General features: G+C 46.6%; 8 protein-coding genes. 3 read left to right on the top strand and 5 right to left on the bottom strand.

Annotated features, from left to right (window positions below; genetic code table 11):
- Positions 1–1048: serine/threonine-protein kinase (locus tag H6S82_RS14240; protein WP_191056337.1), on the bottom strand; the 1048-nt coding region annotated here is incomplete at its 3' end.
- A 71-nt stretch (positions 1049–1119) separates the two neighbouring features.
- Here H6S82_RS14240 and H6S82_RS14245 point away from each other — a divergent pair.
- A complete protein-coding gene (locus tag H6S82_RS14245; protein WP_190471758.1) occupies positions 1120–2001 on the top strand; it encodes a shikimate dehydrogenase in 882 nt (293 codons plus the stop codon).
- Between the two features lie 35 nt (positions 2002–2036).
- Here the strand turns inward: H6S82_RS14245 and H6S82_RS14250 are convergent, their stop codons facing one another.
- Entirely contained in the window at positions 2037–2654 is a 618-nt protein-coding gene (locus H6S82_RS14250) for a hypothetical protein (RefSeq protein WP_190471739.1), read from the bottom strand.
- 194 nt (positions 2655–2848) lie between these two features.
- Here H6S82_RS14250 and H6S82_RS14255 point away from each other — a divergent pair, with 194 nt between their 5' ends.
- Complete coding sequence (locus tag H6S82_RS14255; protein ID WP_190471742.1) at positions 2849–3280, top strand: hypothetical protein; 432 nt, start codon at positions 2849–2851, stop codon at positions 3278–3280.
- 179 nt (positions 3281–3459) lie between these two features.
- Here H6S82_RS14255 and H6S82_RS14260 read toward each other — a convergent pair whose 3' ends face one another.
- The 3 genes from H6S82_RS14260 to upp form a co-directional block, all read right to left on the bottom strand.
- The gene (locus H6S82_RS14260; protein ID WP_190471745.1) at positions 3460–3747 is read right to left on the bottom strand and encodes a YggT family protein; all 288 of its coding nucleotides are present in this window, start codon (positions 3745–3747) and stop codon (positions 3460–3462) included.
- Positions 3748–3956: 209 nt separating this feature from the next.
- Positions 3957–4310: a hypothetical protein gene (locus H6S82_RS14265; protein WP_190471748.1), complete on the bottom strand. Its 354-nt coding sequence runs from the start codon at positions 4308–4310 to the stop codon at positions 3957–3959.
- A gap of 237 nt (positions 4311–4547) precedes the next feature.
- A complete protein-coding gene (upp, locus tag H6S82_RS14270; protein ID WP_190471750.1) occupies positions 4548–5198 on the bottom strand; it encodes a uracil phosphoribosyltransferase in 651 nt (216 codons plus the stop codon).
- Between the two features lie 361 nt (positions 5199–5559).
- Between upp and H6S82_RS14275 the strand changes: the two genes are divergently transcribed.
- On the top strand, positions 5560–6299 hold a 740-nt coding region (locus H6S82_RS14275), incomplete at its 3' end, for an FAD-dependent oxidoreductase (RefSeq protein ID WP_191056338.1).

Below are 6299 nucleotides of genomic sequence, written 5' to 3' on the forward strand. Positions count from 1 at the left end.
CTTGACCGGAATTATTTGCCAATACAGTTTTTACTTTCGTAACAGCACCCAAACGCGAACTTTGTGCAGATGAATGACCGGTTTCTAAAATTTCCAGAATTTCCTCAGCTGATTGAAAACGCTCGTAAGGCTTGGCAGCAAGCATTCGAGATAGAATCTCCTTTAGCTGACGACTTAGAGAAGGCAGATGTTTATCCCAAATCCAATTCATCGTTTGCGGATCGATCGACTCTTGCGGCTGTTTGCCAGTCATCAAGACAATAGCTGTAACCCCTAAAGCATACAAATCGCTATAAGGTGCCACAATTCCCATTCGTATTTGCTCATCTGGCGCGTAGCCAACTTTACCCAAGCGAGTCGCATTGTCAGATGAAAATCCATCGAGTCCACCTGCTAGTTGCTGGGCTACATTAATAGCAATTCGCTTCACACCGCCCAAGTCAATCAATACCGGCAGTTTGTCGCTGTCACGACAAATAATATTATCAGGAGCAATATCGCGATGGATAATGCCTTGGTGGTGGAGGTAACTTAAAACAGGCAGAAGTTGTCGGAAAAGTTGGATAATTTCCGCTTCGCTAAAGCATTCACCTCGCTGTAATCGCCGATTTAATAGGGATTGATAGGTTTGCCCTTGAATATAATCTTGGACAATGAAAAGTTGTTGTCCCTCCCGAAAGAACTCCCAGAAATGGGGAATTTGGGGATGCTTGAGTTTGTGCAGCATCGCCGCTTCCCTTTCAAACAGTTCCTCGGCTTTATGGAGGTTGTACGTACCTTGGGCAAGTGGGATAAGCTCTTTGATAACGACAGATTCGTTAAATCGATTGATATCCCGCGCTAGGTAAGTCCTGCCAAATCCGCCCTGACCTAGCTGATAGTGGATAATATAGCGATCGCGCAACTTTGTTCCAGGCTGCAATTGTGTTTGAGATGTAGCAACGCCTGTCGTACTGTTGTGCGTGCTTTGCAGAAATTCACCGCAGTACGAACAAAACCGCGCCGCAGCCGGATTTTGATGCCCTTGGCTACAAGTGATAAAACTCATGAAGTTATCGCCCTAACCTCTGCTATCGTAGCTTTTGCCACCCGATGTCTATTAATTCAATGGTAGAAGTAATGATTACAGGTAAGACTAAATTGCTGGGCGTTATCGGAAATCCGATCGAACATTCCCTGTCACCGGTGATGCACAATGCCGCTATTGCCACACTGGGAGTAGATTATGTGTATCTACCCTTTCCAGTTAAACCGGAAGATTTGCAGGTAGCGATCGCAGGTTTTGCCGCTATTGGTACGATCGGCTTTAACGTCACCATTCCCCACAAACAAGCAATCATTCCCCTCCTATCAGAAGTATCGCCGATCGCACGATCGGTCGGAGCCGTTAACAGCGTCTGGCGCACCGATAAAGGTTGGAGTGGCACAAATACAGATGTGGAAGGGTTTTTGGCACCATTGCTGAATCTCTCCCCCTCATCTCAAGAGCGCGATTGGAGTCAGACGACAGCGCTAGTCTTAGGCTATGGTGGAGCTGCTAGGGCGGTGGTAGCAGGGTGCGCCCAGTTAGGCGTACAGCAAGTCAAAGTAATCGGGCGCAGTCCGCAGAAATTAAACGATTTTTTAGATAGTTGGCTGAATTCGCGTTTGCCTGTCCGTCTCAGCGTACATAATTGGCAAGAGTTACCAAATTTGCTCTCAGAAGCAAACTTACTCGTGAATACAACGCCAATAGGAATGTATCCTCGCGTTGAAGAGTCTCCTTTAAGTGCAGATGAGATCGCGAAATTGCCCAAAGGTGCGATCGTCTATGACCTAATTTATACACCCAATCCGACTTTATTTCTAAAATTAGCTAAACAGCAGGGTGCGGATGCGATCGATGGTTTAGAAATGTTAGTACAACAAGGAGCGGCTGCATTGCAAATTTGGTTGCAGCAGTCAGTTCCAGTAGATGTAATGCGGCAATCTTTGCGAAGACATTTAGGATTATCGGATTGAAAGATTATTTTTGTCTAACATTGTCCTAATTTTATTTACCCAGATGGCCAACGCCAATTGTAGCGATTCCACTCGTAAATACCTTGAATTTCGTATTCACTACCGTTATCAAAACGAATTGTGCAAGTGGTATTGCCATCTATCTCATCCACTTTAATTACTGTGCAAGAAACCCATTCGCGACTGCAAGGGCCATTTTCTTGCACCCATTCCCATAAACTATTAGACACTTCAATGCGATCGCCTACTTTGAGTTTTAAAATTTCGTCTGGTGTGCGCTCGATATACTCAGCTAAATGTTCCTGCTTGACTCGATTGAGCCATTGTAAACCGTAGCGATCGCGAATAAACTGCACCTCTCCCGAAGTTCGATTATTCAACCAATCGTTCATTAACTGAAATTTCCAAGAGCGATCTTCTCTTTCTTGTTCTCTGACAAACTCTAAAAAAGTTTCTTGTTCATTATCGGTAAGTTCGTCCAGAGGATTAGTAGAAGAAGGCGATCGATCGCCACTCGGTTGACTTTGGATGCGAGTCAAATTTTCTGCCACTTGCAGCAGGATCTGTTTCTGTGTCTCGGTGAGAGGACAGCTAGCTGCATCGCACCGATCGAATGCTGCTTGCAAGGCTGCTTCGATCTCCTCTTTAGTCATACAGCACCTATGGCAAACAGTGAACTTGATTGCACGTCAACGGCTTTGGGTAGCTCTGTGCCAAAGCCGATCGCTAACTGGGGATAGTCCATTTATATTACAAAACTGGCACCCTCTTTAAGAGCGCGGTTGTACAAGTTCACGGTAAGCTGAGTTTGAAGTTACCTGCCGATCGCTAATTTTAGGTACAATATATGCAATTTCGAGCCATAAAAATCTTTCTAATTTCCTGCTCGATCGCAATTCTGAGTTGGGTGTTGACCCCACCCGCTTGGGCGTTGACTCAAATTCAACTAACCGATCTTTCTTATAAAGAGTGTCCGCCAGAACTAGCAGAAGGATTGGTTACTAGCGGTAACGCCAGAGCTGCCAACTGCTTTCTCATTACCGGCAAAGCCAACAATACCTCTGGTAAATACGTCTACAACGCTGATATTTTCGGTCGCATCTACGATGCCAATGACAATTCTGTGATGCAAAACCGTACTCGTCTGGGATCTATTGATGAGGTTCCGCCAGGAGTGAGCGATTTTGAATTGAGAATTTCTGTGGCTGCCAATCAGCCAACTCCTTTGAAGCTTAAGCAGTTCAAAGCTGCCGGTTTTACCGGTGTGGTTCGTCGTTGACAAAGGGCTAGGGGGGTAAACTACCCTTACCCCCTCAAATGCCGGGTGCGTTAGGTAAAGTTAACACATCCTACAACAGGTAGATTGTTGTTCACAAAATAAAAGTTTTGTAGTAAAATATTTACCTCCTTAAAAATTAAGGAGTGAAGTTTTCAGTACAAGCAGGCGATCGATCGGGATCAGAACATATACATAGCCCGTACTGCGAGGGGCTTGAGAAGATCGGCGATAAATTGGAGTAGAAAGATCGCCAAAATCGGTGAAAAATCAATACCACCGAGAGGGGGAATAAAAGAGCGAAAGATATTCAGGTAAGGATCGGTTAGCTGACTGAGGATGGAAAACGGCGGATCGTACCAGTTGAGATTGGGAAACCAGCTCAGCAGAATCCTAATAATCAACAAAACGACGTAGATGTTGACAAAGGTAATAAGAGCGTTGAACAGCAGTGCGACTGAGGCATCCATGAGTTTTGAAGCTTTTTACGGAATTTCAAACACAACTTAGACTTGACTTTAATTTAACCGATATCCGACCGTTTCGGATCGTCTCCTCTACACCAATGAAACTGAGTTGGGCTTCCAACTCTAGCTCGACTCTGCCCTACTTTTCCACTTTCCCAGCTGTTGGGGGTAGCTTACCGCTTGAGCTTGTCAACTGAAGAGTTGACTGCAACTCAGTATTGTGCATCTCTGGTCAGAGATCGATCGCCACTTCCCCCAGCAGCATTGCCATTCACGTTACCGAGCTGCTGGCGCACTTCGTCAATTGTCTGATTGAGTTGTGCGATCTTATCCTCCAGACTGCGACGAGCCACTTCAATCCGTTGCTCAGAAGAAGCTTCCAGTTGACGCTTCTTAGGTTTATCAACTTTAGCTTCGGAAGGATTGCTGTTGAGGATAGGTGCTTCTGCTTCCGCCGTTTCCTTACTGATGCGAGAAGCTAGCACCGCCCCCAGCACCCCACCGACTAGGCCACCTACCAACGACCCAGCCAAAAATCCTGCTGCAAAACCGTCACGCTGACTCATATCTATTTTGGATTTTAGATGAAAGGATTTAGGATTATATCTTTGGTACGACTGTTTTCAGCTTACCTGCTAGCAGTCCCAACTGCATCAGGCAGAAGATAGGGACTGGGAAAGTCAAAAGTTAAAAGTCAAAAGTCAAAAAGAAGAGGGAGAGGGAGAGGGAAGTGGCTAGGGCGTCGGGAAGAGGGAGAAGGGAGAAATTTTGACTTTTGACTTTTGACTTTTGACTTTATAGCGCTAGGTGCCAAAGGCGCGATCGCCTGCATCCCCCAACCCAGGCACAATGTAACCGTGGCTGTTTAAGCCTTCGTCTATAGTAGCCGTATATACATTCAAGCCCGGATAGGTCACACTCAATCTTTGCAGTGCTGGGGGAGCCGCCACTACCGAAATAATCCTCACTAACGCCGGATCGATACCGCGAGAAGTCAATTCTGCCATCGCAGCCATAATCGAGCCACCAGTCGCCAGCATCGGATCGCAGATCAATACCCGCGTTTGCTCTTTAAACTGGGCTGGGAACTTATTCAAATAGCAACTCGGTTCTAGCGTTTCTTCATCCCGTACCAAACCGAGATGATAAATCGACGCCAAAGGCATTACAGTCTGCGCTCCTTCCAACAAAGCCAATCCCGCCCGCAGAATCGGCACTACCACCAACGGCACTTCCGGATTGACAAACGTAGCAGGACAGTCAGCCAAAGGCGTTTGCACTGTTGTTTCTATTGTGGGCAACCACTCTCGCACCGCTTCGTAAGTCAGCCAGCGTCCCAGTTCCGTCATGGCGCTTTTGAACAGCACTGGTGGCGTTTGGGCATCGCGGGCAACACCCAGCCAGTGTTTGATGAGGGGATGGGGCGGAACATAGATACGCATCTGGAGAGTCATACGGGTTTTAGATTTTCGATTTTAGATTGGTGTTTGGATGCTGGTTCAAAAGCCCGATCTATCATACTGCCTTCTGCTTTGTTACAGGGAAGACAAAAATATTGTTGAGAATTTTTCCTAATTGTATTGACACTTCTTTTCAATAAGGCTATATTAACTTTCAGTGTTCTCCTCTCTCGTGTTCTCCTCTACGAGGAACGGCAGACGGGCTCGGTCAGCAGCAGCAGATAGAGTCCGTACTTTTTTTTAGGGCGTCGGGCGTCGGGGTTAGGAATTAGGGGCTAGATGCTAGATACGAAGGGAGCTTGTAAACTGTAAATCCAGGGAATTACTCTAGATTACTAACCCAATACCTGCTTCCATGAATAATCAGTTGTTTTACACTCAAACCAGTTCAACCGCGCCTGAATTTGATGTTATTGTCATCGGATCGGGTATTGGAGGGTTGGTAACGGCGACCCAGCTAGCAGCCAAAGGTGCGTCTGTGCTAGTCCTGGAGCGCTACATTATCCCTGGAGGAAGTGCTGGCTACTTCGATCGCAACGGATATCGGTTTGATGTGGGAGCATCGATGATCTTTGGGTTTGGCACTCAAGGCACTACCAATCTGCTCACCCGCGCCCTAGCAGCAGTCAACGTTAGTGTGGAAACCATTGCCGACCCGGTACAGATTCACTACCACCTTCCCGACGGGTTAGATTTAAAAGTTCATCGCAATTATGAGAAATTTTTGCAAGAACTTACAGAACATTTTCCGCAAGAACGAGAAGGCATCCGTCGATTTTACGACGAGTGCTGGAAAGTGTTTAACTGCCTGAACGCAATGGATTTGCTCTCGTTGGAGGAACCGGGCTATCTAACGAGGGTGTTTTTCCAGCATCCCTTGGCTTGTTTGGGTTTAGTGAAATACTTGCCCCTCAATGCAGGCGACATCGCCCGCCGATACATCAGCGATCCGATTTTGCTCAAATTCATCGACATCGAGTGTTATTGCTGGTCGGTTGTGCCAGCAGACATGACACCGATGATTAATGCCGGGATGGTATTCTCCGATCGCCATTATGGTGGCATTAACTACCCCAAAGGCGGCGTCGGTCAAAT

The sequence above is a fragment of the Planktothrix sp. FACHB-1355 genome, from assembly GCF_014748295.1.
Classification (GTDB): domain Bacteria; phylum Cyanobacteriota; class Cyanobacteriia; order Cyanobacteriales; family Aerosakkonemataceae; genus Aerosakkonema; species Aerosakkonema funiforme_A.

What these genes read in the sequence shown, in the direction of transcription:
- H6S82_RS14245 (WP_190471758.1), top strand. Translation starts at nt 1,120, where the DNA reads ATGATTACAGGTAAGACTAAATTGCTGGGCGTTATCGGAAATCCGATC.
- H6S82_RS14250 (WP_190471739.1), bottom strand. Translation starts at nt 2,654, where the DNA reads ATGACTAAAGAGGAGATCGAAGCAGCCTTGCAAGCAGCATTCGATCGG.
- H6S82_RS14255 (WP_190471742.1), top strand. Translation starts at nt 2,849, where the DNA reads ATGCAATTTCGAGCCATAAAAATCTTTCTAATTTCCTGCTCGATCGCA.
- H6S82_RS14260 (WP_190471745.1), bottom strand. Translation starts at nt 3,747, where the DNA reads ATGGATGCCTCAGTCGCACTGCTGTTCAACGCTCTTATTACCTTTGTC.
- H6S82_RS14265 (WP_190471748.1), bottom strand. Translation starts at nt 4,310, where the DNA reads ATGAGTCAGCGTGACGGTTTTGCAGCAGGATTTTTGGCTGGGTCGTTG.
- upp (WP_190471750.1), bottom strand. Translation starts at nt 5,198, where the DNA reads ATGACTCTCCAGATGCGTATCTATGTTCCGCCCCATCCCCTCATCAAA.